At 56.4% G+C, this 25,091-nt stretch carries 25 protein-coding genes; 17 read left to right on the top strand and 8 right to left on the bottom strand.

The genetic code is table 11. The features are described 5' to 3' along the window. Positions 1–10: 10 nt before the first annotated feature. The 5 genes from ACXZ66_RS12935 to ACXZ66_RS12915 all read left to right on the top strand — a co-directional run bounded on the left by ACXZ66_RS12935 (position 11) and on the right by ACXZ66_RS12915 (position 5,623). Positions 11–922 carry a DUF5926 family protein gene (locus ACXZ66_RS12935; RefSeq protein ID WP_458749299.1) on the top strand — a complete coding sequence of 304 codons (912 nt, stop codon included), beginning with the start codon at positions 11–13 and terminating at the stop codon, positions 920–922. A 227-nt stretch (positions 923–1,149) separates the two neighbouring features. Beyond that, a complete protein-coding gene (locus ACXZ66_RS12930; RefSeq protein ID WP_458749297.1) occupies positions 1,150–2,100 on the top strand; it encodes a carbohydrate ABC transporter permease in 951 nt (316 codons plus the stop codon). Continuing rightward, positions 2,100–3,029, top strand: coding sequence for a carbohydrate ABC transporter permease (locus ACXZ66_RS12925; RefSeq protein ID WP_458749296.1), 930 nt, complete (start codon positions 2,100–2,102; stop codon positions 3,027–3,029). The genes ACXZ66_RS12930 and ACXZ66_RS12925 overlap by 1 nt, the downstream gene beginning before the upstream one ends. A 90-nt stretch (positions 3,030–3,119) precedes the next feature. Further along, positions 3,120–4,445 carry an ABC transporter substrate-binding protein gene (locus ACXZ66_RS12920; protein WP_458749295.1) on the top strand — a complete coding sequence of 442 codons (1,326 nt, stop codon included), beginning with the start codon at positions 3,120–3,122 and terminating at the stop codon, positions 4,443–4,445. Positions 4,446–4,489: 44 nt separating this feature from the next. Further along, positions 4,490–5,623 carry an ABC transporter ATP-binding protein gene (locus tag ACXZ66_RS12915; RefSeq protein ID WP_458749294.1) on the top strand — a complete coding sequence of 378 codons (1,134 nt, stop codon included), beginning with the start codon at positions 4,490–4,492 and terminating at the stop codon, positions 5,621–5,623. 97 nt (positions 5,624–5,720) lie between these two features. On the opposite strand, the gene ACXZ66_RS12910 is transcribed toward ACXZ66_RS12915, so the two are convergent. The 3 genes from ACXZ66_RS12910 to ACXZ66_RS12900 all read right to left on the bottom strand — a co-directional run bounded on the left by ACXZ66_RS12910 (position 5,721) and on the right by ACXZ66_RS12900 (position 8,223). Then, positions 5,721–5,978: a hypothetical protein gene (locus tag ACXZ66_RS12910; protein ID WP_458749293.1), complete on the bottom strand. Its 258-nt coding sequence runs from the start codon at positions 5,976–5,978 to the stop codon at positions 5,721–5,723. A 168-nt stretch (positions 5,979–6,146) separates the two neighbouring features. Next, positions 6,147–7,439 carry an LCP family protein gene (locus ACXZ66_RS12905; protein WP_458749291.1) on the bottom strand — a complete coding sequence of 431 codons (1,293 nt, stop codon included), beginning with the start codon at positions 7,437–7,439 and terminating at the stop codon, positions 6,147–6,149. A 76-nt stretch (positions 7,440–7,515) separates the two neighbouring features. Next, the gene (locus tag ACXZ66_RS12900; protein WP_458749290.1) at positions 7,516–8,223 is read right to left on the bottom strand and encodes a CPBP family intramembrane glutamic endopeptidase; all 708 of its coding nucleotides are present in this window, start codon (positions 8,221–8,223) and stop codon (positions 7,516–7,518) included. Between the two features lie 14 nt (positions 8,224–8,237). On the opposite strand from ACXZ66_RS12900, the gene pheA reads away from it, so the two are divergent. Further along, positions 8,238–9,167: a prephenate dehydratase gene (gene pheA / locus ACXZ66_RS12895; protein WP_458749289.1), complete on the top strand. Its 930-nt coding sequence runs from the start codon at positions 8,238–8,240 to the stop codon at positions 9,165–9,167. Then, complete coding sequence (locus ACXZ66_RS12890; protein WP_458749287.1) at positions 9,168–9,761, top strand: histidine phosphatase family protein; 594 nt, start codon at positions 9,168–9,170, stop codon at positions 9,759–9,761. Here ACXZ66_RS12890 and ACXZ66_RS12885 read toward each other — a convergent pair. The 3 genes from ACXZ66_RS12885 to ACXZ66_RS12875 are packed head-to-tail and all read right to left on the bottom strand — an operon-like array spanning position 9,758 to position 11,945. Continuing rightward, entirely contained in the window at positions 9,758–10,105 is a 348-nt protein-coding gene (locus tag ACXZ66_RS12885) for a metallopeptidase family protein (RefSeq protein ID WP_458749286.1), read from the bottom strand. The genes ACXZ66_RS12890 and ACXZ66_RS12885 overlap by 4 nt on opposite strands. Beyond that, positions 10,102–11,139 carry a septum formation family protein gene (locus ACXZ66_RS12880; protein WP_458749284.1) on the bottom strand — a complete coding sequence of 346 codons (1,038 nt, stop codon included), beginning with the start codon at positions 11,137–11,139 and terminating at the stop codon, positions 10,102–10,104. Before ACXZ66_RS12880 ends, ACXZ66_RS12885 begins: the two co-directional genes overlap by 4 nt. A gap of 53 nt (positions 11,140–11,192) precedes the next feature. Continuing rightward, complete coding sequence (locus ACXZ66_RS12875; protein ID WP_458749283.1) at positions 11,193–11,945, bottom strand: GntR family transcriptional regulator; 753 nt, start codon at positions 11,943–11,945, stop codon at positions 11,193–11,195. A gap of 147 nt (positions 11,946–12,092) precedes the next feature. Between ACXZ66_RS12875 and serS the strand changes: the two genes are divergently transcribed. From serS to glpK, 4 genes are read left to right on the top strand one after another with little or no spacing between them, the layout of a single operon-like run. After that, a complete protein-coding gene (gene serS / locus ACXZ66_RS12870; protein WP_458749282.1) occupies positions 12,093–13,352 on the top strand; it encodes a serine--tRNA ligase in 1,260 nt (419 codons plus the stop codon). Between the two features lies 1 nt (position 13,353). Continuing rightward, entirely contained in the window at positions 13,354–14,232 is an 879-nt protein-coding gene (locus tag ACXZ66_RS12865; protein WP_458749281.1) for a lysophospholipid acyltransferase family protein, read from the top strand. Positions 14,233–14,261: 29 nt separating this feature from the next. Next, positions 14,262–15,113, top strand: coding sequence for an HAD family hydrolase (locus ACXZ66_RS12860; protein WP_458749279.1), 852 nt, complete (start codon positions 14,262–14,264; stop codon positions 15,111–15,113). A gap of 4 nt (positions 15,114–15,117) precedes the next feature. Further along, positions 15,118–16,599, top strand: a complete 1,482-nt coding sequence (gene glpK / locus ACXZ66_RS12855; protein WP_458749277.1) for a glycerol kinase GlpK — start codon at positions 15,118–15,120, stop codon at positions 16,597–16,599. 10 nt (positions 16,600–16,609) lie between these two features. Here glpK and ACXZ66_RS12850 read toward each other — a convergent pair whose 3' ends face one another. Further along, a complete protein-coding gene (locus ACXZ66_RS12850) occupies positions 16,610–18,670 on the bottom strand; it encodes an N-acetylmuramoyl-L-alanine amidase (RefSeq protein ID WP_458749275.1) in 2,061 nt (686 codons plus the stop codon). A 212-nt stretch (positions 18,671–18,882) separates the two neighbouring features. Here ACXZ66_RS12850 and glf point away from each other — a divergent pair, with 212 nt between their 5' ends. After that, positions 18,883–20,061 (top strand): UDP-galactopyranose mutase, encoded by a 1,179-nt coding sequence (gene glf / locus ACXZ66_RS12845; protein ID WP_458749273.1) that lies wholly within the window; start codon positions 18,883–18,885, stop codon positions 20,059–20,061. 70 nt (positions 20,062–20,131) lie between these two features. Here the strand turns inward: glf and ACXZ66_RS12840 are convergent, their stop codons facing one another. Then, positions 20,132–20,278 carry a hypothetical protein gene (locus tag ACXZ66_RS12840; protein WP_458749272.1) on the bottom strand — a complete coding sequence of 49 codons (147 nt, stop codon included), beginning with the start codon at positions 20,276–20,278 and terminating at the stop codon, positions 20,132–20,134. 268 nt (positions 20,279–20,546) lie between these two features. Here ACXZ66_RS12840 and ACXZ66_RS12835 point away from each other — a divergent pair, with 268 nt between their 5' ends. The 5 genes from ACXZ66_RS12835 to ACXZ66_RS12815 all read left to right on the top strand — a co-directional run bounded on the left by ACXZ66_RS12835 (position 20,547) and on the right by ACXZ66_RS12815 (position 25,067). Next, positions 20,547–20,705, top strand: coding sequence for a hypothetical protein (locus ACXZ66_RS12835; protein ID WP_458749271.1), 159 nt, complete (start codon positions 20,547–20,549; stop codon positions 20,703–20,705). Between the two features lie 149 nt (positions 20,706–20,854). Next, on the top strand, positions 20,855–21,457 hold the full coding sequence (locus tag ACXZ66_RS12830) for a three-helix bundle dimerization domain-containing protein (RefSeq protein WP_458749270.1): 603 nt from the start codon (positions 20,855–20,857) through the stop codon (positions 21,455–21,457). 181 nt (positions 21,458–21,638) lie between these two features. Then, positions 21,639–23,582, top strand: coding sequence for a glycosyltransferase (locus ACXZ66_RS12825; protein ID WP_458751389.1), 1,944 nt, complete (start codon positions 21,639–21,641; stop codon positions 23,580–23,582). Further along, positions 23,572–24,078 carry a phosphatase PAP2 family protein gene (locus ACXZ66_RS12820; RefSeq protein ID WP_458749269.1) on the top strand — a complete coding sequence of 169 codons (507 nt, stop codon included), beginning with the start codon at positions 23,572–23,574 and terminating at the stop codon, positions 24,076–24,078. The genes ACXZ66_RS12825 and ACXZ66_RS12820 overlap by 11 nt, the downstream gene beginning before the upstream one ends. After that, positions 24,075–25,067, top strand: coding sequence for a decaprenyl-phosphate phosphoribosyltransferase (locus tag ACXZ66_RS12815; protein ID WP_458749268.1), 993 nt, complete (start codon positions 24,075–24,077; stop codon positions 25,065–25,067). The genes ACXZ66_RS12820 and ACXZ66_RS12815 overlap by 4 nt, the downstream gene beginning before the upstream one ends. Positions 25,068–25,091: the final 24 nt, after the last annotated feature.

The raw sequence follows: 25,091 nt of genomic DNA, 5'->3' as shown, positions 1-25,091 counted from the left end.
ATTAGTGCGCATGGCGAAGAAGAATCGGAATAAAGAAGAGCTTCCTGAGGGCATGAGCCGCCGTCAGGCAAAGCTGGCGGCACGCGCCGCAGAACGTGAGGCCCTGCAAAAAGATCCCCGTCCCTACGGCGGTCTCGCAGCCGAGACTCAGCTGATCGCGCTGCAGGAATTCGTTCCTTCTGCCGTGGCCAAGGTCGAGGTCAAGGGGACGGAAGTCAACATTGTCACCGTCTTGCCAGGTGCTGTCGCGGCGCTGGTCCGTGAAGAATCTCAGGGTGGGGAGCGGTTCGTCGCTTTACAGGTTAAGTCCCACTCGCATAACCCAGGGCGCGATCTTGCATACGCACTCAATTGGGTGATCAATGCGGCCCCAGGGGAGTCCCTCGAGTCCACCGTTGCGGACGGCAGTCAGCCAAAGATCACAGAGCTTCTCGACGAAGGCGTAAAACTCGACATCGTCGCCCACGATGACTTCAACTGGTGGTTTGCTGAAGGCGAAGGTATTCCGCTCGAGATCCAGCAGGCATTGGCCCAGGCTAATGACTCGATTATTCCATCCCGCGCGGTCGCCACAGAGCTTGATGGTGCCATTTGGTGGGTAAACCCAGGTGGCGGTAAAGCACACATCCGCTGGGTGCGTCCCGAGGACAACGAAAACAAGTTGCTCAACGCCCTGGCGCGCATCGGTGCACGTGGCGAGCTCAACCTCGGCGAGGGAACTAAGTTCGCCGGTGCCTTTCGCGCACACGGCCTGACCGTGCCGGTATTCGACCTGGACCCAGAGGTTGACTTCAATAGCTACGACGAGGCGCTGAAGAAGCTGGGCGAAGAAATCGAGAAGGAATACTCGAATTCGGAGTCACTGACGTCGGAGGAGCGCCGTCAGCTTGAGAACATTAAGTCGCGTCAGGTGACTATCTAGATTTTCTCCTGAAAGGTCTAAAGGTACTGTCTTCCGTTTGGAAGGCAGTACCTTCTTCTTTGAACTGGTTCCCCCAATGTTGCCTATAAAGCAAATTGGCATAAAAGTTCAATAATTCAGGAAAATCCAAGAAATCTTTACAGAGTTTCATATTATTCAGTCCGAGTTATCTGGATTAGCCCCGCAAGTTAACCGAAAGGTCAGATCAGGCCTTTAATTTTCTAGGCATGTCCAGTCTAATTCCTGCTGTGACTGATAAGCCCGTAGTTAGTGAAGAGTACGCGAACTCGAAAAAGAAGCGTGAAAAAATTAACTGGGGGCAAGTCGGTCTGGGATTGCTGCTTGTGGGGCCAAACCTCATCTTGCTGGCAATCTTTACTTACCGTCCGCTCTTCGACAATATTCGGCTTTCCTTCTACCATTGGAATATTTCTTCCCCTGTCATGACCTTCATTGGCCTTGACAACTACATTGAATGGTTTACATCCCCAGATACTGGGCGCATTGTTTTTAATACCGTGGTGTTTACCGTTGCCGCAGTTGTTGGCTCCATGGTTATTGGCTTGGCGCTTGCGCTGTTGCTGGATCAAAAATTGTTTGGCCGTGCAGCTGGTCGCTCCATTGTCTTCGCACCGTACGTGATTTCAGGTGCGGCGATTGGTGTGGCTTTCCAGTTTGTGTTCGACCCGAACTACGGCCTGATCCAATTCTTCCTGAATGCTCTGAATATTCCGGTGCCGAACTTCTACCAGAATTCAAACTGGGCACTCTTTATGGTCACGGTGACCTATATCTGGAAGAACGTAGGTTACGTGTTCGTCATCTACCTGGCTGCGTTGCAGGGTCGTCGCGATGACCTCGACGAAGCTGCGGAAATTGACGGAACCTCGCCTGTGCGCCGCTTCTTCCGTGTTCTGATGCCACAGCTGCGAGGCACGACCTTCTTCCTGTCTATCACGGTGCTGCTGAACTCCTTCCAGGTGTTCGACATCCTCCACGCAATGACTAGGGGTGGCCCATTCGGCAATGGCACCACGACGATGGTGTACCAGGTTTATCAGGCAACATTCGTTGACGGCCGCGCAGGCTACGGTGCAGCTGTTGCAACCATCATGTTCATCGTTGTCTTGATTATCACCGCGATCCAGGTCCGCTACCAAGAGAAGGGAAATGACTAATGACTGCAGCTAATCCCGTTCTTCCCCCGGTACCGGGTTCCCAGGTAGCTGGTGAGCCAGTTATTACTGACAAACAGCGCAATCGTAAAGACGGCAGTGTCGGACAAGGCTCAGTGACCGGCAAGATCCTCGGTTATATTGCCTTGATCATCACCATTTTGGTGATCATGGTGCCGCTCTACTTCATCGTGATCACATCGCTCAAGACCTATGCTGATGTTTATGCGGACCCCATCACCTGGTGGCCGAATCCAATGGAGTGGAACAACTACGTCCGAGTGTTGGAGCTCTCCGGCTTCAATTATTACCTGCGCAACTCGATCATCATCACTTCCGTGTTGACGGTTATCGAGGTCACGCTTGGTGTGTTGAGTGCTTATGGTTTCGCGTTCGTGAAGTTCCCAGGCCGCAACATTCTTTTCCTGCTGGTCATCGCAACTTTGATGGTGCCTAACCAGATCACCATCATCTCGAACTACTCTCTGATTGCAAACATGGGGCTGCGCAACACCTTCGCCGGCGTTATTTTGCCCCTGGCTGCCGTGGCATTCGGTACGTACCTGATGCGCAATCACTTCATGTCGCTGCCAAAGGAAATCCTCGAGGCAGCGTCGATGGACGGAGCTGGCTTCTGGTCGACCATGTTCCGCGTCGTACTTCCAATGTCTTGGCCGACCTTGTCCGCGTTCATCTTGATCACTGTGGTGGGCGAGTGGAACCAGTACCTGTGGCCATTCTTGATCACAGATACCGAAGCAACAGCTCCACTTCCAGTCGGTCTGACCCGCCTGCAGGACGCCGAAGGCCTGACCAACTGGGGTCCTGTGATGGCAGGTACGGTCCTGACCACTTTGCCAATGATCATCGTGTTCTTGCTGTTGCAAAAGAACATGATCAAGGGCCTGACGGCTGGTGCCGTGAAGGGCTAGAAAGTCCGTCCGGCTCCCAACACCCCTGATCCAACCAATCCAACTCACTCTTTCTACCTCTATCTATTGAGTCTCTAAAAGGAGAACATCATGAACCCGTTGAACGCTCAGCTTTCTCGTCGTACCGCACTGGGCCTTGGCGCAGTTGCAGCTTCCTCCCTCGCACTGACGGCTTGTGCAGGTGGCAGCACCAGCGGAAGTGGCACTGGCAGCCAGGCAGAAGACAAGGGCGGTCCAATCCAGTTTTGGACCAACCACCCAGGTTCCTCGCAGGACATCGAGAAGAGCATCGTCGATGAATGGAATGCCGCCAACCCTGATATCCAGGTTGAACTGATCACGGCTGGTTCCAACTACGAGGAACTCTCCCAACGCTTCAACGCAGCTCTGTCGGGCGGCGACTTGCCCGACATCATCGTTGCTTCCGATGTGACCTGGTTCAACTTCGCACTGAACAAGCAGACCACCAACCTGGATGACTTCTGGTCCCAGGCTGAGATCGACCCCACTGTTTACGTTGACACCCTACGCGAGGACTACGCCTTCGACGGTGGCCACTACGGTGTGCCTTACGCTCGCTCTACCTGCCTGATGTACTGGAACACCGACGTGCTCAAGGCAGCAGGCCTTCCTGAAGATCGTGGTCCAGAGACCTGGCAGGAATTTGCGGAGTGGGCTCCAAAGATCCGCGAAGTCAATGGCGACAAGCCAGTCGTGGTTGTTCCAGACGGCTCGAACTACCTGGACTGGTACTTCCAGGGCATGATCTGGGCTTTCGGTGGCGCATACTCCCAGGAGTGGACCCCAACCTTCACCGAGGCAGCCTCCATCGAGGCTGGCGAGTTCCTGAAGCAGCAGGTCGCAGACGGCAACATCGAGATCTCCACCGATCCGACCGTCGCATTCGGTAACGGTAACGCTGCAGCCCTTCTGCAGTCCACTGGTTCCCTTGGCGGCCTGACTCAGACCGCAACCGTTCCTTTCATCACCACCTTCCTGCCTGGTCCTGGCCCATCGTGTGCCACCGGTGGCGCAGGCGTTGGCATCCCATCCGGCATTGCAGATACTCGCAAGGTGAATGCACTGAAGTTCATCGGCTTCCTGACCAACACCGAGAACACCATCAAGTTCTCCCAGTCCACCGGCTACATGCCAGTGCGCAAGGATGCACTCGAGCACCCTGACGAGGTTAAGTACTTGGAAGAGAATCCAAACGCACGCACCGCAATTGATCAGCTGAATGAGAACACCCAGCCACAGGACTACGCTCGCGTATTCGTTCCAGGCGGCGGTCAGCGCATCGGTGCAGCTCTCGACGAGATCACCCTCAACCAGGCAGACGTCACCAGCACCTTCGAGACTCTGGCAAAGGATACCCAGACTGCCATCGACCGTGACGTGCAGCCGCTTCTGTAATCGTCGTAAAGCTAAAGCCCTAATTGAAAGGACGGTGAAGCACTATGGCAACAGTTGAATTCCGCCAAGCTTCTCGTATTTATGATCCTGCTCGTCCTCCGGCAGTCAGCCGCATTAGCCTCGACATCGCTGATGGCGAATTCCTCGTGTTGGTTGGGCCGTCCGGTTGTGGCAAGTCCACCACTTTGCGCATGCTTGCGGGCCTTGAGCCTATCGATGAGGGCCAGATTCTGATTGACGGCAAGGACGTGACTGAAACTCGCGCCCGTGACCGTGACGTGGCTATGGTGTTCCAGTCGTACGCGCTGTACCCAAACATGACCGCTCGCCAGAACATGTCCTTCGCACTGGAGAACAAGAAGACTGACAAGGCTGTCATCCAGGAGCGTGTTGATTTCGCAACTAAGATGCTGCAGTTGGAAGATCTCATTGATAAGAAGCCTTCTGCAATGTCTGGTGGCCAGCGTCAGCGTGTGGCCATGGGCCGTGCAATCGTGCGTCACCCAAAGGTGTTCTTGATGGATGAGCCGCTGTCCAACTTGGACGCGAAGCTGCGTGTGTCTACCCGTGCACAGATCGCTGCACTGCAGCGTGAACTGGGTACCACCACCGTGTACGTGACCCACGACCAGACTGAAGCAATGACCCTCGGCGATCGTGTCTGCGTGCTCAACTCTGGCATTATCCAGCAGGTAGATTCCCCAACTACTCTGTATGACAACCCAGGCAACACCTTTGTAGCAACCTTCATTGGTTCACCTGCGATGAGCCTGCTCGACGGCATCTCCGTGAAAGAAGACCGTGCGGTCATGGGTGAGGGCCACCGTGTTGACCTTGGTATGACTGCTGAGCAGGCATCGAAGGTCAAGGGTGACAAGGTCATCCTCGGTGTGCGCCCAGAGAACTGGGAGATCGTCTCGATCAACCATGAGCCAGCACCTGAAGAAACCACGGTTCCTATCCAAGTTGAGATCGTGGAGCACCTCGGCTCTGAGCAATACGCCTACTGCGCTCCAATTATGACTCCGGATTCCCCGGTCTCCGTGCGTGGAAACCGCGTCACGGTGCGTGGTGGCAAAGAAATCATTGAGCAGGGCGACATGCTTTACGTCCGCCCAATTATTGGTGAGAGCGTTTTCTTTGACCCAGAGACCGAGATTAACTTGGACTACCTCTAAACCGGTCGGTTCCGGCTAGCTGAAAAGGGAGCTACGGCATGCGTTGCCGTAACTCCCTTTTCGGGTATGTCATCAGCTATGTCAAAGAATCAGAGGACTACCAGTGGTAGTTTTCAGGACCGAGAGGTCCACCCTCCCACACCATTCTGCGTTGGCGTTGGTATTCCTCGTCGATGTCTTCGAGGTCTGCTTCGAGATCCGGTTCGAGGGTGTCCGCGGGTGCCTCACTATCGCCATTAAATCCATCATGGAAATTTTCCGGACCGAGTGGGCCACCCTCTGACACCATTTGACGCTGGTCAATGTACTTGTCATCGATGGGGTCGATGACGCTGCCTGCAAATGCGGTGCTCATGAGAATTCCCTTCGCTACATTCTGCTGAGCCACGTGGGTGCGCAAAAGCAGCCACGTGATTGTGGGTGCTAGTTGATATGTGGATGAGGCGACGGGTTCAAGGTCGTACACTGCTTAGTCTAGCCAATCAAACATAAGTGGGGAAGGCCACACCAGTGCGGGTGCACACTAACGCATCGAGTTGAAGAGTTGCTCCGATCCGGTTTCGTCCCACACCAACACTGCTCCGACGGAAGTATCCAAATAATTGCCGATAGGAACGGTCTCGGATTTCACACCGGTGACCATAGCAATAGCCAGGCGACCCAAATGCCAGAGGTGATCGCCCTCTCCGAGGATGAGCATTTTGGTGCCGGTGAATGCCAGCGAAATCATCCGGATAGGGTTCAGCAAAGTGCCTGGACTGGAGACCTTGGACATGAGTGCGCTGAAAAATTCTCGTTGGCGCTCGACTCGGTCGAGGTCGCCTTGAGCGGTGGCACGGGTACGCACATAACCCAGTGCGGTCGCACCATCCATTTTCTGGCATCCGGCCTGGACATCGAGGTTTGCCAATGGATCCTGGATCGGCTCCGAAGGACACAGCTCGAGCCCACCCACCGCGTCGACGATTCCAGCAAGGCCACCCATACCAATCTCGGCGTAGTGGTCGATCCGCAATCCTGTCGACTGCTCAATCGTCTCGGAAAGCAGCTTCGGGCCACCGAAGGCGAAGGCCGCGTTGATCTTATTTTCGCCGTACCCAGGAATGTTGACCAGGGAATCGCGGGGGACAGAGACCAAGGTTGATTCCCCGAACAATGGGATGTGCAAAATCATGATGGTATCGGTGCGACTATTGCCAAGGTCGCCGCCGGTGCCGAGACGTTGGGCCTCCTCATCCGAGAGACCTGCACGGGAATCAGATCCGACGAGCAGCCAGTTCGTGCCCGCAGTATTAGATATAGGCGTATCGGGGAAAGCGTCAACGCGAGTAAAACGCGCGTCCATCCAGAAGGCAAAAAGCAAAACTAGGACGAGGAAGAGCGCAAAAATACCGCCACACCCGAGGCGACGACTGCCCCTGCGACGCGGAATGCGTGGCTGGTTCCGGCCACGCTCGCGAGGTCGCTGCGAAACTTGCATTGGAACCTGTTGCTCGCCCCGAGACTGCTGTCTCGGGGGTTGCTGCCGAGGCGCTGCAGATTGGCGGCGCTGCTCATAGGGCGCCTGCCGGGGTTGGTATCCGGACTGTTGTTGGGACTGTTGTTGAGCCTGGTGTCGGGGTTGGTACTGCTGCCGGGGACGGTGAGAAGATTGGGAGTCGCGGGAGGCTGACTGGGAGGTCGATTCCGGTTCACGTTTTTGCGCGTGACGACGACGCACTGGGCGGCCATATCGGTCTACCAGTGGTTTTCCGTCCTGCCCGAGGACGTATTCCTCGTTATCGCGTGGGTCGTTTGATCCAGGTCCCCTAGACATGCTCAATATGGTAGCCCCTCAGTAGTTAACATTGTGACTCAAGTGAAAAGTTTTGTTGATGTATTCCTTATTTTTCCTATAAACCGAGCCAGCTCAGATCCAAGACGAGATAGCCTACAAATGCCACAGAATCAATGAGGAAGTGCGCGATTATCAAAGGCCAGATTCTCCCCGTCTTGTAATAGAAGAAGCTGTAAACAATTCCCATGATGATATTCCCGAAACCTGCGGATACTCCTTGATAGAGGTGATAGGAACCTCGCAATATGCTCGAGGCTCCGATGGCAGCCCAGGCGGGCCAGTTCAATTGCTTCAACCGAGTCATCAGGTACATCACCACGACAACTTCCTCACCGAAAGCATTTGCTGCAGACCACAAAAGCAGGACCGGGATTTCCACAGCTTGAGTCGTCGGGATGACCTCTTTGGACAAACCAACGTGCAGAGCAAAGATATAGAGGCCCAAGCCTGGAATGCCGATGATCGCGGCAAGGAAAGCGCCCCAACCCAAGTCGCTCCACCGCATCTTCGGCATAGATGTGCCCAACAGGAACAGGGCGAGCAAACCCCAGGCAATCAAGGTCGCGGCACTGGCTGCTTGCAGTGCAAGGTCGAGCCAACCGATCTGGCTGGCTTCGTCGTAAAGCGTCTGTGATTGCTCATTTAAAGGAACGGGAGAGAGCAAATCGTCGATAAGGCCAAGCAACGAACGCACGCCACTCATACCGAAAGTGATGGTGAGAACCAGGAGGATCTCTTTTGAAATACGACTCACCGTGCCCACTGTAAAGTATAGGCATGACTACCGTCGCATACCTTGGCCCAGCGGGAACATTCACCGAAGAAGCACTGTGGAAATTTCAGGAGCGTGGGTGCTTCGGCGACGGTGATATTGAAACGCTGCCGGTGGATTCCCCCTCTGCGGCTCTGAACGCGGTGCGTGAAGGCCGTGCGGAGTGGGCGGTCGTGGCCATTGAAAACTCCGTCGATGGAGGTGTTACAGCCACCTCGGACGCGTTTATCGAGGCACCGGGTGTCCAGATTTATCATGAGCTGGAGCTTGCGATTAGCTTCGCTATGATGACGCGCCGAGGAGTTCAGCTTTCGGATGTGTCGCGGTTTTCCACCCATCCGGTTGCGGAGCGGCAAGTGAGAAACTGGGTAAAAGAGAACATGCCGCAGGTGACATTCACTAGCGCAAGTTCCAACGCGGCTGCGGCGCAGGCGGTTGCTGAGGGGAAGGCGGATGTGGCGGCAGCGCCGATCCGGGCGGCTGAGCTCTTCGACTTAGAGGTTCATGCCTCAGGAATTGCGGACCTGGCCACCGCGCAGACGCGTTTCGTTGTAGTCGGGCCAACCGGTCAGCCGACGGCGCGGACCGGCCATGATCGGACCTTCGTGGTCTTCGACCTGCCGAATGAGCCAGGTACTTTGGTTCAGGCACTGCAAGAGTTCGCGTATCGGGGAGTGAGCATGTCGCGGATTGAATCACGCCCAACGAGAAAGGTCGCCAGAACGTATAATTTCTACGTGGATTTGGACGGCCACATCGATGATGTTCCTGTGGCTGAAGCGCTCAGGAACCTGTGGCTACGTGCCAATTCCATTACATTTTTGGGCTCGTGGCCATCAAGCACCAACGATGCCAATGAAGAGGCACTTGCGCGGGACATGGAACGCCTCGAGGCCGCAACTGAATGGGTAAGGAAAGCCCGGGAAGGACGCTAATTGTTAATTCTGCTGCGTCACGGTCAGACGACATCGAACGTGCAGCAAGCCCTAGATACCCAACTTCCAGGTGCTGCATTGACCACTCTCGGTGAGAAGCAAGCGCGCGAGGTGGGACCGGAGATCATGGATCAATATGGCCCTACCTCGGTGGTGACCTCGGAAGCATTGCGCGCTAGGCAGACCGGCTCGCTTGCGTTTAGCACCTTCTTTAACGAGATACCGGCTGTTGCCGGGCTGCAAGAGATCGCCGCAGGCCACCACGAAATGCAAAGCTCAGAAGAAGCACACATTGCCTATCACACGGTCGTGCATAAGTTTTTCGCCGGAGATACCAAGGCGAGCATCCCGGGCGGGGAGAACCTGCCGCAGTTTCTTGAGCGCTACCAAAATGGTGTCTCTGACCTGCTAGAAAGGGACTCGGTGGTGGTCACGCACGGTTCGGCGATTCGTACTTTTGCTGCGCGGGCTGCAACGATCGATCCAGGTTTTGCGCTTATGAACCCACTGCAGAATTGTCGCTTTGTGGTGCTCGATCCGCAGGACGATTTTGGAAAGTGGAAGCTCGTGCGCTGGGGAGAGAAGATGTACTAGCCCCAGCCGAGGCGGTGAAGGTCAGCTTCCTCAAGGCCGAAGTAATGCCCGACTTCGTGGAAGACGGTAGTTTTCACTTCGCGACGAAGCTCATCCTCATTCCGGCTTTGCGCCTCCAGCGTGTCTTTATAAATAAAGATGGCATCGGGCAAAAATCCGCTGTGGTTGGAATGCTGTTCGGGGAGTGGAACGCCTTCGAACAGCCCGAGCAGATTGGGGTTGTCCTCGTTGTATGGGCGCGCGAGGACTACAACATTTTTCATATTCCGGAGAAAATTCTCGGGCAGTTCGTCGAGTGCATCGTCGATAAGCGACTCAAAAAACTCGTCGCTTACTGGTGTCATTGTGCCGGGGCTCCCGCGGTTTCGCTTGCTCCCGCACCGCGAACCGGTTCACGCGCGGGCTGCTCGGCGGGAGGCTGGCCGTCAATGGTAAAGCCATCGCGGCCATCGCGGGCCGAGCCTTTCAACGTGGCAAAACTGTCTTGTTGGTTGCCAAAGACTAGGCCACAGTTGACCGAGTGGGACCCGCCGTCCCAGCTCTCGGCGGGAAGTGTGCCCCAGTAAGGCTGCAGCGTGGATTGGTAGAGCTGCTCCTCGCCACCGAGATAATCCATGGCGGCCTGGGTGCACACGTCGCGCAGGTGATTGTCCTGCTCCTCGATGCTTGGTGTGTGATCAGGGAACACCGGCGCCAAATCGACCTTGAGTGTGGCCTCAATGTTGTGGTCTTCCTTGCAATCAACGGCGTGCAAAACGCTGGAACCATCAACGCGCAGGCACTGGCCTTCCTCGGCGACACGGGCCTGATCCTGGTCAGCGGCGCGACCCGAGGTGGGCTGAGGAACACCTTTGTCATCGGTGACCTGGAGACCACAGAGCATGGTCCGGTCACCGCCGGCCCATGACTCGGCGGAAGGCAGGATCGGCGCGATTGAGTACTTGCCGTTCGGATCGTACTTGCCGTCGAGGTAACGCACGGTCGGCGACTGGCAGAGCTCCTCGCGCAGCTGTGCTTGGCGCGTTTGATTCGGCAGCGCGGCATCTGCACCGAATTCGCTGGTGGGATAGGTAGCAAGATTCTCGCGCACAGACACCTCGAAGCGGTGCTCGCTATTGCAGTCAGTCTGCTCGAACGCAGTGATTGCGCCCTGATCGTCGAGCTGCCACGTCAAGCACGCTCCCTGGTCAGCGGTAGTAAAGGGAGCAACAGGCTGGGTGCTTTGCGACGAATGGGTGCTGGACCCGGCCGACGAACCGGAACCCACTGTGCCGTTTGCGACGAGGGAATAAGAGCCAACTGCCACGGTTCCTGAGAGCGCAGCAAGAAGCAGGGTGCGCACACCCGTTCCTGATCGCCAAGTTGATCTTGAAGCCATAATTTCTCCATTGTGCCTGCGACAAGGTAAGTAAGTCCAACCTTATGCGGAAATTAGGTTGTCTCGCGGCCGACTCGCGTAGTTAGCCGATATCGGTCTGTGCGGTAAACCGAGGAACATAACTCCACGGGTTTATCACCGGATTGGGCCAGGCGCACAATGTGCAAAAGTGGATCACCTGGGGAAACATCGAGTAGCGTGGCTTGTTGCTCGTCGGCGGCGACGGCGCTGACAGTTTGGTCGGCCTCGGTGATGGGCATGTTGTATTCATTTTCCAACAATGTGTACACCGAGTTATAGACGTCGTTTTCTAGCAGGTCAGGGGCAAGGGTTCCGTTGTACCATGCGTCGTCGATGGAATAGGGTTGTCCATCTCCGAGGCGCAGCCTGCGGAGATGGACATGGTGGACATTAGAGTCGGTGCCAAAATATTCCGCAACGATGGCCGGTGGGACAGCGCGCGCGGAAAGCAATATTTTCGACGAGGACTTCACGTTCTGGGCCTTCATCTCGTCGGAAAAAGATGCGAGATGGAGCCTGCTGACCAAAGGGTTCGGTGCGACAAAGGTACCCTTGCCGCGCACGCGCCGCAGGCGCCCAGCAGAAACGAGATCTCCGATTGCGCGACGCACCGTAATGCGGGAAACTCCGTAGGTATCCTCGAGAACGCGTTCCCCGGGAAGTAAGTCACCCGGTGTCAAGGTAGTGGTGATCAATTCTTCCAAGATTTCACGCAGCTGGGCATGCTTGGGTGCGGGCCCTTCAGTGATAGGCCGTTTGGGTAAAGCCTGGGGAGTGCGATCCATACATACCATCTTACCCCACTGGTTATGACCAGGCTGGTCGACCAAGTGTACTGGGCATCACTTAGAAATTACTGTTCGGGGCTAATTGCCGGTTTTTGCTGGGGTGTGGACGAAACTTCCGGGTGAATGGCGGTAGTGTATGGAACTGTGATTGATCTGAAAATGCTCCGTGAGAACCCAGACGTTGTTCGCGCTTCCCAGCGCAACCGTGGCGAGGACCCAGCGCTGGTTGACCAGCTGCTCGAAGCCGACGAATCTCGTCGCGCTGCAATTCAAGCGGCCGATGAGCTGCGCGGCGAGCAGAAGGCCTTTGGCAAGAAGATTGGCCAGGCTTCTCCGGAAGATCGCCCCGCGCTGTTGGAAGGATCCAACGAGCTCAAAGCCAAGGTAAAAGAAGCCGAGGCAGAGCAGAAGGTGGCCGAAGATCGCGTCACCGAGCTGCAATACAAGATTTCCAACATCGTCGAAGGCGCCCCTGCCGGTGGCGAAGATGACTTCGTGGTTCTCGAGCATGTGGGAGAAACCCCTACCTTTGACTTCGAGCCGAAGGACCACCTCGAGCTGGGTGAATCCCTGGGCATGATCGATATGGCACGCGGCACCAAGGTTGGTGGCGCACGCTTTTACTACCTCACCGGTGACGGCGCCTGGATGCAGCTGGCCATGCTGCAGCTAGCAGCACAAAAGGCCCGCGCAGCAGGCTTTAAGCTGATGATCCCGCCAGTGCTGGTCCGCCCCGAAATTATGCAGGGTACCGGCTTTTTGGGCGAGCACTCCGACGAGATCTACTACCTCGAGCGCGATGACCTTTACCTCGTGGGTACCTCTGAGGTAGCGCTTGCTGGTTACCACAAGGACGAGATCATCGATTTGTCAGATGGCCCTGTTCTCTACGCAGGCTGGTCGAGCTGTTTTCGTCGTGAAGCGGGCTCTTATGGCAAGGACACCCGCGGTATCTTGCGTGTCCACCAGTTCGACAAGCTGGAAATGTTTGTCTACTGCAAGCCGGAAGATGCCACCGAGATGCACCAAAAGCTCCTCCAGCTCGAACGCGACATGCTCGCTAGCGTTGAGGTGCCTTACCGCGTCATCGACGTGGCCGGCGGCGACTTGGGTTCCTCGGCTGCGCGTAAATTCGACACCGAGGCATGGGTGCCTACGCAGGAAACCTACCGCGAGCTCACCTCGACCTCGAACTGCACCACATTCCAGGGCCGTCGCTTGAATACCCGCTACCGCGACGCGGAGGGCAAGACTCAGACCGTGGCTACGCTCAACGGCACCCTTGCCACCACGCGTTGGTTGGTGGCCATCCTGGAGAATAACCAGCAGGCAGACGGCTCGGTTGTTGTTCCTGAAGCATTGCGTCCGCTCATGGGTAAAGACGTCATCACCCCGGTTAAATAGCATGGAGTATCGCATCGCAGGTGGGCAGTTTGAGGTTCCCGCCAACTTCGTATCTGTTCCTGACCACCCAGTTGAGTCGAACGAGCGCTTTTACCAGTTCGTCATTGGCCGGCTGAAAGCGTTGCTGCGGTTCCAGAAGATCAAGGTCACAGTCTATGGTGCGGAGAATCTGCCCGCGGACGGCGGTGCGATTGTAGCCATGAACCACACCGGCTACTACGACTTCATCTTTGGCGAGGTTGGCCCGCATATTCGTGGCCGCAGGCTCCTGCGCTTCATGGCGAAGAAGGAAGTCTTCGACACCCCTCTCGTCGGAACGGCGATGCGGTATATGGATCACGTCCCAGTCGATCGCTCCGCTGGCGGCGGCAGCGTCGGCCTTGCGGTTGAACGAGTGCAAGCCGGCCAGATCGTGGGCATCTTTCCTGAGGCAACAATTTCGCGTTCCTTTGAAATCTCCCATTTCAAAAATGGCGCGGCGCGCATCGCACAGCAGGCAGATGCTCCCTTGATCCCAATGGTGACCTGGGGATCGCAACGTTTCTGGACAAAAGGCCGCAAGAAAGAACTTGGCCGCAACGGCTATCCGGTGATCATCCGCTACGGCGCACCGATTGATATCAGCGGCACCCCCGAGGAAGTCATCGAGCGATTGCGCGAAGAGATGAAAAAGCTTCTCGACGAATCCCGCGCGGAATACACTAGGCGCTTCGGTCCCTTCGAAGACGGCCTTGATTGGCTGCCCGCTTCCATGGGTGGCTCCGCCCCCACCCCGGAAGAAGCAGACGAAATTAATGCCCGGGTAAAGGCTGAAAAGCAGGCGAAGAAGGACGCGAAAAAGTCGCGTAAACTGGGGAGACGCGCGAAGAAACGCGATTAACCACCCTGAAAAGGACGTGACGAACGCTTATGACTCCCCGCCTGATCGCCAGCGACATTGATGGGACGTTTCTCAATTCTAAGGACCGTGTCACACCGCGCTTGCGCGACGCAGTGATGAAGGCTGTGCATTCAGGCGCCAAGTTCGCCCTCGCCACGGGGCGCCCACACCGCTGGATCTTCCCCGTGCTAGACCAGCTTCCGATTCGGCCGATGTGCGTGTGCTCCAACGGTGCGGTGTTGTATGACTCGGCAGATGACAAGATCATCAGCGCACACAACCTGTCACCGGAAACCTTGGCATCGATTACAGATACAGCCCAAGAAGTCTTTGAGCCTTTCGGGGGAGTGGCCTTTGGTGTCGAACGCGCGGGCCAGTCAGCCTTTGACCCGGAGGACGAATCGTTTTTGACCAGTCCTGGGTATCGCACTGATTTGTGGACGGAAGACCACGGTGTTGTTCCTGTTCACGAGCTTGTCTCGCAGCCAGCGGTGAAATTGATTCTGCGCAACTCAAACATGATTGCCCAGGAGATGTTTGATGCCATCGCTGACAGGATTGATCCGGAAGAGGCCCACGTGACCTTTTCCATGTCGGCGGGGTTGTTAGAAGTCTCGGCACCTGGGGTGACTAAAGCAACTGGAGTGTCCACGCTCGCCGCAATGTATGGCATTGAGCAGAAAGATGTTGTGGCGTTTGGCGATATGCCCAATGACATTGAAATGTTGGCATGGGCAGGAACGGGTGTAGCCATGGGAAATGCCGCCCCCCAGGTTCGTGATGTCGCGGATGTGGTGACCACCTCGAACGATGACTATGGTGTGGCGCTCAAGCTCGAGCACCTTTTTGAGTCTGTGGATCACTCAGACATGCAAGAATAACTGAATGACCCTGATCGCTGCCATCGACCAAGGCACCACCTCCACCCGGTGCATCATCATAAATCCCGCCGGCGACGTGCTTGCGCAAGCACAGTACGAGCACGAGCAGATTATGCGCCGGGAAGGATGGGTCGAGCACGATCCCATTGAGATTTGGCGCAACGTACGCCGCGTGGTCTCCGATGTCATGGTTGACTTGGATGTCTCCGCAGGTGAAATTAGTGCACTCGGTGTGACTAACCAGCGCGAGACCGCTGTGATCTGGGAAAAGTCCACGGGCAGGCCGATCTATAACGCGATTGTGTGGCAAGATACGCGCACAGCAGACCAAGATATTGAGCTGACCGAATACATGTCGCGCACCGGTTTGCTTGCCAATTCTTACCCAGCGGGCCCGAAGTGGGCGTGGATTCTGAACAACGTAGAAGGTGCACGTGAGCGGGCCGAACGAGGAGAATTGCTCGCTGGCACCATTGATACTTGGCTGATGTGGCAGTTGACCGGAGGTGCCTTTGGTGACGACGGGCACGAGGCAGTCCATGCCACCGATGTCACCAATGCTTCCCGCACAATGCTGATGGATATTCGCACCTGTGAGTGGGATGCAGAGATTTGCGCCGACTACGGGATCCCGCTGGCAATGTTGCCCGAGATCAAACCGAGCATCGGACTTTTCGGTCACGTCCGCCAGCGGGGAACCTTGGCCGGTGTGCCAATTACCGGAGTCCTCGGCGATCAGCAGGCTGCACTTTTCGGCCAGAACTGCTTGGAAGAAGGGGAGGCGAAAATGACCTATGGCACCGGTTTGTTCATGTTGTTGAACACCGGCGACACCCCGCATTTTTCCAAGCACGGGTTGTTAACAACGGTGGCCTACCAGCAGGAAGGCCACGCCCCGATCTATGCCACTGAGGGATCAGTTGCAGTCGGTGGCTCCCTCATACAGTGGCTGCGAGATCAGCTAGGCATTATTTCTACATCCAGCGAGATCGAAGTACTTGCCCGTGAGGTCTCAAGCTCAGCCGGAGTGACTATCGTTCCGGCATTTTCGGGCCTGTTCGCGCCGCGGTGGCGTGCCGACGCTCGAGGCGTGATCACCGGTCTGACGCGCTTTGCAGACAAGCGCCACATTGCGCGTGCCGCGCTAGAGGCCACATGCCTGCAGACCCTGGAGGTCACGCGCGCCATGGAAGCAGACACGGGAATCAAGCTCACCGAGCTGCGAGTTGATGGGGGAATGACCGCCAACGAGTTGCTCATGCAAATGCAGGCCGACATCCTCGACGCTCGCGTCGTGCGACCCGGCAACATCGAAACAACAGCGATGGGCGCGGCGTCGGCAGCCGCGGTCGGGGCAGGGGTGCTCAGTGAGCCATTGTCGCTTGGCGACGACACAACTTGGGCAAGCGAAATGACCGGCCCCGAAAGGGACCGGCTCATTGCACAGTGGGAGGACGCGGTGACGCGCTCCTACGGGCTTGCCTAGTTAGAAGCCACTAATTGACGTTGATGTCAATGGTGTTCTTCTCAGCGTTATAGCTAATCGAACCACCCTGGAAATCAACGCGCATGTCACCGTTGTTTGCTGCATATTGATCCGCGACTGGGAGTCCGAGTGGGCCGAGATCCAAGCCCTGCTGCAGCCAGGCGTCAGCAATTGGTCCCAGCAGCGCGATCGCCTGGCCAGCGTCAGGGTTGTACACACCGAGGCCATCTTCATAGAAGGAGTACTGCGCACCGCCAACACCGTCAGTGGCACCCAGACTTGTGCCTAGGGTTGGTTCGATGTTGGCCCACAGAGTCGCGTATTCCTCGTTGCCGGTAATGGAGAGGATTGAGCCGACATATGGGGCGATCTTTGACACGGTCAGCCCCGGAAGGAGTTCGATGTCCGCGACGGTGGTTGCACCACCTGGCAGAAATCCGTTGGAGGCAGCGAGTTGGAGCAGCGCACCTGCCACAGTGCCACCAGCGGTGGCGATTGCTGCTGGCTCGCCTGCGAGCACACCAGAGACGGTGTCTGCCGAACTGGTAGCGCTTCCACCGTTATTTACAACGGTTGTTGTGGTTCCATTGCCATTGTCTACGGTGCCTTGATTAGCTCCGGGAGCCTGCTGCGTAGTGCTTGGCGTTGTGGTCTGCGTCGAAGTTTCCTGAGTGGTCGTTCCTGGAGACGATGTACCGGCAGTGCCGTCCTGAATAGAGTTGTACTTCGCCGTTGCGATGGTACGGATCGTGCCCATCTGCGCATAAAGATTGTCGCCTGGGCATTGGTTGTAATGGAAATCTCGGTGCGCATTAATGTTCGGGAAGGTTGCGCCCTGTCCGGCGCTGTACTTAGAACCACCGAATGTGAAGTTAGCAGCGAGGTAGGTGCTGCCGTTTGGGCTCTGACCAGCCTGCGCTAAGCGCCAGCCAGCGAGATTGCCAACAGACTCGAGAGATGCCTGGGTAGGCACAGCCGTATCGTAGTTACCCAGGACCGAGATGCCCCAGGTGTTTTTGTTGAATCCACCTACGTGGGCACCCTCAACTGCACGGTCAAGGCCACCGTAACGGCCTTCGTAGATATTGCCGTACTTATCCACCATGGCGTTGTAGCCCACATCGCACCAGCCAAGAGTGCGTGCGTGGTAGTCATAGATCCCGCGTACCTGGCCTGCCGCCTGGTCTTCGGTGTAGTTATTTGATCCGGCGGTGTGGTGCACAGTCACGGCCTTGACCGGGTCGGTGTAGGTAGGGTTGCTGCACCGGAGGCTTTCGTTGGCTCCCCAGGCCGAGCGGGAAATCACTTGTGGCATTCCATCGGTGCTGGTCGGGGTGATTTCTCCGGTTGTTCCGCTGCCGCCGTCGATGAAAATAGCATCGATATTTGCAGCGGTGGTGCCGCCGGTTGAGTTTGCGTCAACAGTTTCGGCAACTGGTTGGATATTGCCGTGGTTCGTTGGAAGTGGGGTTCCCGCAGGAGCTTGCTCGGCTGGCGCCTGCTCAACAGGGGCTTCTTCGGCTGGCGCCTGTTCAACTGGTGCCTGATCAGCCGGAATCTCAACTGGTGCTTCAGCTGCAGGTGATGCCGAATCCGGGGTAACCAGATCGACGTTGCTGACATTGACCTGGATTCGATTGGTTGGTTCGATGAAGATTAGCTCGGTGCCATTGAGGGCAGCGTTTTCTTGCTCGATCGGATCCAAGGAATACCACTCGCTCCACTGACCGTCGCCGCGATCTGCGCGAACATAGGCAGCGAAGTCGGAGTTACCTTGCCAGGTCAGTGCGAACTGGGAGAACTCTTCGTCGCGAGTGAATTCTTTTACCGTACGTGAAGCGTCACCCTCGCCTTGAGTGGCTACGGCAGCGTCATCGACGATGACGTTTTCACCGTCTGCCAGCGAAGCGCTTGATTGTTGCACCTCGATGCTTCCGCCGCCGAGGGATTGTGTCTTCATAACTGCGTTGCCGCCGAAAACTGCGGTGACTCCCAGTGCCGCGGTCATCAGCACAGCCACAACTGGGTTGGCTGGGGACGATGGCTTAGTTAGCCTGCGTCGTTGAATCACGGTTAGACTCCTGAAAAATTTGATACTGGTGTTATAAAAATAGGCCAAAGTGTATCTTATGGGACTTGTGTGAAAATTGATAGATTTGGGGAAGGTTTTTTAAAGTATTTATCCATTGTTCACTGGTTTTTCCGGAAACCATTCGTGGGAACTCTGGTGCCACGCCCCTCCAAAACTCTCCACATTGGAAGTGGTCCGATAGCCTAGAGCTCATGAACTATGACCTCATTGTTGTTGGATCAGGCTTTTTCGGGCTGACGGTTGCGGAACAAGCCGCGAGTGAACTGGGTAAGCGCGTATTGGTCGTCGAAAAGCGAGAGCATATCGGCGGCAATGCCTACTCGGAGGCCGAGCCTGAAACCGGGATTGAGGTGCACAAGTACGGTGCGCACCTCTTCCATACCTCGAACGACAGGGTCTGGGAGTACGTCAACCGCTTCACAGAATTCACGGACTACCAGCACCGCGTGTTCGCGATGCACGACGGAACGGCCTACCAGTTCCCAATGGGACTTGGCCTGATCAATCAGTTCTTCGGCAAGTACTACACCCCGGATGAGGCACGGGCGCTGATCAAAGACCAGACTGAGGGCATGGATCCGGCGGATGCTAAGAACTTGGAAGAACGTGGCATTGCGCTGATTGGTAAGCCGCTCTATGAAGCCTTTGTGAAGCACTACACCGCGAAGCAGTGGCAGACGGATCCGACGGAGCTGCCGGCCTCGATCATTTCGCGGCTTCCAGTGCGCTACACCTTCAACAATCGCTACTTCAATGATAAGTATGAGGGCCTGCCGGTAAAGGGGTACACGGCGTGGCTGGAGAACATGGCGTCCTCGGAGCTCATTGACGTGCAGCTAAACACTGACTGGTTCGATGTGCGAGACAACTACAAGGGCATCCCTGTTGTCTATACCGGACCAGTGGACCGCTACTTTGACTACGCGGAAGGCCGTTTGGGCTGGCGCACACTGGACTTTGACATGGAAGTTCTCCACGGCACCGGTGATTTCCAGGGCACACCGGTGATGAACTACAACGATGCGGACGTGCCATACACCCGCATCCACGAGTTCCGTCACTTCCACCCAGAGCGCGATTACCCGACTGATAAGACAGTGATTGTGAAGGAGTACTCACGCTTCGCAGAAGATAACGACGAGGTGTACTACCCAATCAACACGCCAGAGGACAGGGAAAAGCTGCTGGCGTACCGCGAACGTGCCGCCCAGGAGTCGGTGGAGAATCAGGTACTCTTCGGCGGACGCCTAGGCACTTACCAGTACTTGGATATGCATATGGCCATTGGTGCAGCGCTGTCCCTATTTGATAATCACTTGCGCCCGCACTTTGAAAATGGCGAGCCAATCAAGCAGGAACGCGGACACTAGTCTCCGCTTTCATTTCGAACACTTAAAACCCCACCGACCTCGAACTAGCCCTCGAAAAGGTCGGTGGGGTTTAGCGATTTCCAAGCACGGCCAGCACGATGGCGATGGCGACAAATACCAGGCCGACAATATTTGCCCACGTCCCGCCGATGAAAAAGAGGACAACGCCGATGAGCGCTAGTGCGGCGACGGCCATCATGACTGTATTTCTTTGCATGCAGCGATTGTTTCACGATTCCGCTGGCGACACGCCGACCTCAATGGGAATAGAAGAGGGCAACAAGTCGTTAAAGTGACTAGAAGGTTAACTTAAAGTGAACACTGGGGAAGTGCCCATTATTGGGATAAACCCGCTGGACACAGCGTTTTTGAAACAAAGGCGCAGGTCAAGACTTGACGAATCGTTAAGCGTTGACTAAGGTTAACGGTAGGTTAACAAATGAACGGTTAGTTAACTTAAAGGTAAACAGAAAGGAGGATCCGCAATGAGCGTCAAATCATTCGTACAACGAGTAACCGGAAACACCGGAACTCAACTTTCCGACAAGGGCCTGAACTCGCGAGAAATTCGTGAGGAGCAGCGTCGCGATGCGGAGCGCCTCAACGCCTGGATCGCTGCGGCTGCAATCATGCACCGCAACTAAGTCAGTACCTAACTCAACCGAATCACTGTCAAAGTCACTGTATCGGTCTCAGACCGCAGAGGCATTCACAGCCGGAAACATAAGTACGGCAAAAACTTCATACACCCCACCAATTCATGGCAATGAAAACTCAATGAAAGGAGGCTGCCATGACCGCTCTAAATAATATCCGCAAGGACCTGTACGCACGATTTGCGTACGCAATTCCAACTACCAGCATCGACGAAGTGCTCGATGCCGCGGTGGACGCACATTCAAAGACAGCAAAGGTGCAGGATTTCGTTCCAGTACTCGCTGGTCGCGATGCATATGCAGAGCTTACGGCTTATGCAGCACCTGCCCTGCGCATTGAGTTCGTCTCCCGCGAGAACCAGACCCTGGCTCGCACTGCAGCGGCAATCGCACGTCAGCTCACCAACCGTCGTGTCGTCGCTTCAGTCGCACCCGCACACCCAGAAAACTCCACCGACGAAATGCTCGAGTGGGTAATGGATGAGCGTGGCCTGGTTCCACCAGCAGACATGCCTGCAGAAACCCGCACGGTTCAAGCTGCAGACTTGGTGATCTACATCGGCGAAAACGAGGATCACGACCGTCCAGGTCGTCACTACAAGGTGTGGGATGTTGAACGCGCCGACGGCATGTCGCTCGACGAGGTTCGTGAACTTGTCGACGATCTCACCGCCCGCGTTTACGCTGGTGCCGCATCCCTCGGGATCGACGTTTCTCAGCCAGCAGTGGCCGCTAAGTAGGGCTAACTGCTAATCGCTCAGAAGAAACACTAAAAGTAGCCGGGTCAGGACTCTCAGAGTTCTGACCCGGCTACTTTTCTGACTTTAAGGGCGCGCGCCGTCACATCACTTGAGGGCAGGGAAGCACTACTCTAGAAGTTCGAAGAGTGTCCCGACACCGAAAGTGAGAAACGTGAACACAGTGCAAGCTGTTGATGTGCTCCAGCGCGTCCTCCTCCCCCGCAAGGGTGAACCGCACGATGTGCGGATGCTCTACCTCATCGAGGCCGAGCACAACAAAGAGCGCCTCACCTGGCCTGATCGCACCCAAGTGACGGTTCCGGCTGGGGCAGAGGCATCTTTTCAGACTTATTTCAATGCCTTCCCGGCGTCCTATTGGCGTCGTTGGTCGCAACTCGACCAGGTGATCCTGGCTATGGATCTGGATGGCTCCGCAACCATTTCGGTGTACCGCTCGAAGCAAGACGGCACCCGCATCTCAGTGACAAATAAGGTTGTGGAAGCAGGCGCACAGCGCGTAGAAATCCCGCTTGCACTGAAGAACTTCGAAGATGGCGGCTGGCTCTGGTTCGACATCACAGCAGAGACGGACACGGTCATCTCCAATGCCGGGTGGTACTCCTCGCAGGAACCTGAGGCCCAGACCATGCCTGATGGCACTACGGTCGGCCCGTTTGCGAAGGAAGTCGCAGTTGGCATTCCAACCTTCAACCGCCCGGCAGACGCGGTCAATGCCCTGCATGCGTTGGCGGAAGATCCCGAGGTTCTCGCGGCAATTACTGATGTTTTGATGCCTGACCAGGGCAATCAGCACCCAGCAGATGAGCCAACCTTCGCGCAGGCGAAGGCCGACCTCGGCGACCGTCTGCAGATCTTCTCGCAGGGCAACCTCGGCGGTTCCGGTGGTTATTCGCGCATTATGTACGAAGCACTCGGCCAGACCGACGCACCTTATATCTTGTACATGGACGACGACATTGCTATCGAGCCAGACTCGATCCTGCGCGTTGTCCAGGCAGCTCGCTATGCGGCGAGCCCGATTCTTGTCGGCGGCCAGATGTTGAACCTGCAGGACCGCTCCCAGCTGCGTACCACCGGTGAAGCAGTCAACCAGCAAGACTTCATGTGGGGTGCTGCACCTCATGCGGTGTATGACCACGACTTTGCGAAGTACCCACTGGGATTCTTGGGCCGCCCAGAAGACGAAAAGAACCCCGATGCCAAAAACTCCCGCGCGCTGCACCGCCGCATTGATGTGGATTACAACGGGTGGTGGATGAACCTTTTCCCACGCGTGGTTGCCGAAAAGATGGGCCTGCCGCTGCCACTGTTTATCAAGTGGGACGACACCGAGTACGCTTTGCGCGCGAAGCAGGCTGGTTTCCCAACGGTAACCTGGCCAGGCGCCGCAATCTGGCACATGGCGTGGGCAGATAAGGACGATGCGATTGACTGGCAGGCATATTTCCACCTGCGCAACCGTCTCATCGTGGCCTCGATGTACCACGAAGGCGACGTCGACGGCATCTTGAAGTCCATGATGAAGTCCACCTACAAGCACATCATGTGCATGGAGTACTCCACCCTGGCCATCCAGATCGAGGCAATGAAGGACTTCCTCAAAGGCCCCGATCAGCTCTTCAGCATTCTCGAGACTGCACTGCCACGCATCAACAAGCTGCGTCAGAACTACTCGGATGCCGTCATCATCGAATCTGCTTCGCAGCTTCCAGCTGCCACCGGCGCGCCGGGCGTTCCCACCCGCAACGTTGGCGGACGCCTAGCCAAGATCAAGAAGATCCCGTGGGCGCTTAAGGGGCTCAAGCACTTGGTGCAAAAGGAAGACCGCTCCCACTGGGAAGCGCCACAACTCAACCTCACCCCAGACGAGGCCCGTTGGTACACGCTCTCTCGCGTCGATTCCGCGACCGTTTCTACCGCAGGTGGTACCGGTGTGGCCTTCCGCAAGCGCGACCGCGATCTTGCTAAGGAGCTTCTCGACGAGACCAAGGAACTGCACAAGCAGATTCGCGAGAACTGGGACGATCTAAAGTCCACCTACCGTGCTGCAAAGCCACAATTGACTGCCCGTGACAGTTGGAAGAAGGTATTCGATGAGCAATAAGGAAGTTGACCTGCTGGTCAAAATCCAGGACGCACTCTACGACGTTCCCGGCGTAGTGCCTGCCGCGCGGACGATGTCTCACTTCGGCGAGCACTCGCTTGGCTGGACGGGACTATCGGTGGCGGGGGCAATCGTCGATAAGCCTCGTCGCAGGAAGTGGATTGCGCTTGGCGCGGGTGCTTTTTGTGCCCATGCCGCATCGGTGGTGATTAAGCGCATCGTGCGTCGCAAGCGCCCGAACGATCCGCGCATCAGGATTGGTGTGGGGACACCGTCGAAGATGTCATTCCCTTCTTCACATGCGACCAGTACCACAGCCGCAATGGTGAGTTTGGCAGATATTACGGGCTCGAAGGTGCCGTATATTGGAATTCCGATTATGATGACCTCCCGCATGGTCTTGGGAGTGCACTACCCAACCGACACCCTCGCAGGTGCCCTGTTAGGAGCTGCGTGCGCCCGAGCTGCGATTGAAATCGAGAGGAAAACGGCGTGAGCCAGCCACAAAACGAGCCAGTACACGAGCCATTTTTGAAGTCGGAGCCTCATACCGAGGGCGTTGAGTACAACCGGAAGAAGCAGCCGCCGAAGAACCTCCTTGATGCAATGATCAAGGGCCTACGTCCAAAGCAGTGGGTCAAAAACGTCCTCGTTGTCGCGGCACCGCTGGCAGCAGGCGCGGAGGCTTTCAACTCCCGCACGCTGTTGGACGTGGCGCTGGCCTTCGTTGTTTTCTGTCTTGCGGCTTCGTCGATCTACCTGGTCAATGACGCACGCGACGTGGAATCCGACCGTGAGCACCCCACGAAGCGCTATCGTCCGATTGCATCGGGCATGCTGCCAATTAACTTGGCCTACGCCATGGCGGTTGTCTTGATCATCTTGGCCATTGGCTTGTCCTTCCTGGCTACATCTGGTGCGGCGCTGGCTACTGTGGTGGGTGTCTACATCGCTTTGCAGTTGGGCTATTGCTTCGGCTGGAAGCACATTCCGGTGATCGATATCGCACTTGTTTCCTCCGGTTTCATGCTCCGCGCAATGGCCGGTGGTGTCGCAGCCGGTATCGAGCTGTCCCAGTGGTTCTTGCTGGTGGCCGCCTTCGGTTCGCTATTTATGGCCTCTGGTAAGCGCTACGCCGAGCTTTTGCTCTCTGAGCGCACCGGCGCGAAGATCCGCAAGGCACTGCAGGGCTACACCCCGACTTACCTGCGGTTTGTGTGGACCTTGGCAGCTACGGCCGTGGTGATGAGCTACGCGCTGTGGGCATTCGAGCTGGCTAGCGTGCCTGGTCCGGGCTCGCTCTGGTACCAGATTTCGCTTGTCCCATTCGTGATCGCGATCCTGCGCTACGCAGCCGACGTCGACCGTGGTCAGGGCGGTGCCCCAGACGAGATCGCCCTGAGCGACCGCGTGCTCCAGCTTCTGGCAGTTGCATGGCTTGCCTGCATTGTGATGGCGGTCTACGTCATTCCGGCGTTGGCATAATGTTTGATGCGCAACCCTCTGATG

Source organism: Corynebacterium sp. S7, assembly GCF_054401105.1.
The sequence above is the reverse complement of the archived record's forward strand: the minus strand, read 5'-3'. Positions and strand labels throughout refer to the sequence as shown.